The sequence below is a fragment of the Teichococcus deserti genome, from assembly GCF_001982615.1.
Taxonomy (GTDB): domain Bacteria; phylum Pseudomonadota; class Alphaproteobacteria; order Acetobacterales; family Acetobacteraceae; genus Pseudoroseomonas; species Pseudoroseomonas deserti.
Genome location: NZ_MLCO01000407.1, coordinates 1 through 2148, shown reverse-complemented (window position 1 = coordinate 2148; position 2148 = coordinate 1). Strand labels below are relative to the sequence as shown.

Here is a 2148-nt window from a genome sequence, read left to right as displayed (position 1 = left end):
GGGGCCTCCGCCGCCGGCCTGCCGGTGATCCCCGCCACCATCTTCGCCGTGGCCGAGCCGCCGGCGCCGGAGGCCCCGGTGCTGGCGCTCGCGACCTTGCGCGTCGTCAACTGGCTGGGCCCTTTCGCCACGGCGCTGCAGACGGCGATCGAGCAGGATGACCGCCTGCCGCGGCTGCTGGAAGGCATGCGGGCCGACCAGGACGCCGCGCAGCTGGCCAAGAACCTGGTGGGGGCGACGCGGGCGGTGGCCGGGCTGGAGCGCGGCGTGCTCGGCCAGGCGCTGCGCGACGTGGTCGCCGCCGACAGCGTCAACCGCTACCTCGCCCGGAATGCCGGGCGCTTCAAGGGCCAGACCATGGTCGAGCTGGCGCGTGCCGCCGGCGCCTCGGGCGCGGCGATCAGCGGCGGCGGGCTGGCGGTCTATACCGCCATCGAAAGCGTGCGCGACGTGCGGCAGGTGACCGGGCTCGGCGATTCCAAGCTGGATTCCCGCATCGCCGGGCTGGAAGGCCGGCTGACCCTGGCCGAGCAGGGCCGCGTCAGCCGCGCCGACCTGGCCGCGCTGGAACAGCGCCAGGCCGCCGACCTGACCCGGCTGCGGCAGGAGCTGAACACCGGCTTCGACCAGCGGATCCGCACGCTGGAGGCCGACCGCGTCACCCGCGCCGATATCGCCGGGCTGGAGCAGCGCCAGACCGCCGAGCTCACCCGCCTGCGCCAGGATTTTTCCGGCGCGCTGGAGCCGCGGCTGCGGGCGCTGGAAGCCGACCGTGTCACCCGCGCCGAGCTGACCGCGCTGAGCCAGCGCCAGGCCGCCGATATCGCCGGCATCAGGCAGGAGATGGGCACCCGGCTGGAGCAGCGGCTGGTCGCGCTGGAACGCGACCGGGTGACGCGGGCGGACCTGGCCAGCCTGACCCAGCGGCAGGCGACCGACCTGGGCGCGCTGCGGCAGGAGCTGTCGACCACCCTCGACCAGCGGCTGCGGGTCGCCCAGGGGCCGGTGGTGGGCCCCGTGGTGGGGCCGGTGATCCGGCCGCAGGGCCCGCGCTGAGATGCGGCTGCAACGCGCCCAGCTTCCCGGCGCCGCCACCGCCCAGCCCTTGGACACGGCGGTCACGGTGAATGGCGTCACCCGCTTCGAACGGCGCTTCCGCCTCGACTTCCCCACCGGCGCCGGCGCCCAGGGTTTTTTCCTGTCGGATGATTCGGTGCTGGACCTGACCTTCTCGGCGCGGGAGTTCGAGGCCAAGGGGACGGGGCCGGCACCCGTCGCCCTGGCCAGCGAAGGCCCTGGCCTGGTGCTGCGGCTTTCCACCGCTCGGCCGATCCTGCGCATCCGCCTGGGCGCCACACAGGCCGGCGACACGCTGCGCGGTTTCCGCTTCGACGGCAGCAATGTTTCCGAAGACCCGGTGGTGGAGGCGGCGCTCGGCGCCAATGGCGCCACGCTGAACCTGACCGATGCCCGGCTGGTGCTGCGCCGCCGCCGGGCGGGCAGCGATTTCGCCCTGGTACCCGGCGACATCGCCGGCGTCACCCTGCGCGCCGAGGTCGCCCTGCCGCAGCTGGCCTGCCGCATCCTGGGCGATCCCGCGGGGCCGCAGCTGCTGGCCACCGGCGCCAGCCTGCCGGTCTCCGGCGGCTTCGGCCCGGCCTTGCGCGACACGCTCAACATCCTGGCCGCGCGCCATGCCGCCGGCCGCGCCAGCCTGCCCAACCCGCTCTCGGTCGAGCTGATCTGCAGCGCCGACCATCCCTGCCAGGTCGCCATCGGCGCGCTAGACCTGGGCATCGCGCTGGAGCGCCGCGGCTTCGTCGAAGGATCCGAGAAACAGGTGCTGCGCTTCCCCGGCGGGCGGCTGCAGGCGCAGCAGGTCAGCATCGCCTTTCCGGCCGGGATGGTGCCGCAGCAGGCGCGGCTGTCGATCCAGCACAGCGGCGCGGCGCGTCCCGGCGCCGCCGCCCGGCAAGCGGCGCCCGGCGCGCCCGAGCTGCCGGCGGCCAGCGGCGGGGCGGCGCTGCGCATTCCGGCGGGTGGGCAGGGGGCGGTGCGGCTGCTGCTGCCCGAGCCGCGCGTGGTCACCGGCCTGTTCGTGCTGATCGCCGCGCTGGGGGGGGGCGCCACCGCCGCAGCGACGCTGGC

General features: G+C 75.5%; 2 protein-coding genes. Both read left to right on the top strand.

What is annotated here, in order from left to right; translation table 11 throughout:
- The coding region (locus BKE38_RS32540) for a hypothetical protein (protein ID WP_165694311.1) at positions 1-1056 on the top strand (1056 nt) is incomplete at its 5' end.
- A gap of 1 nt (position 1057) precedes the next feature.
- Positions 1058-2148: hypothetical protein (locus tag BKE38_RS28120; RefSeq protein ID WP_131829766.1), on the top strand; the 1091-nt coding region annotated here is incomplete at its 3' end.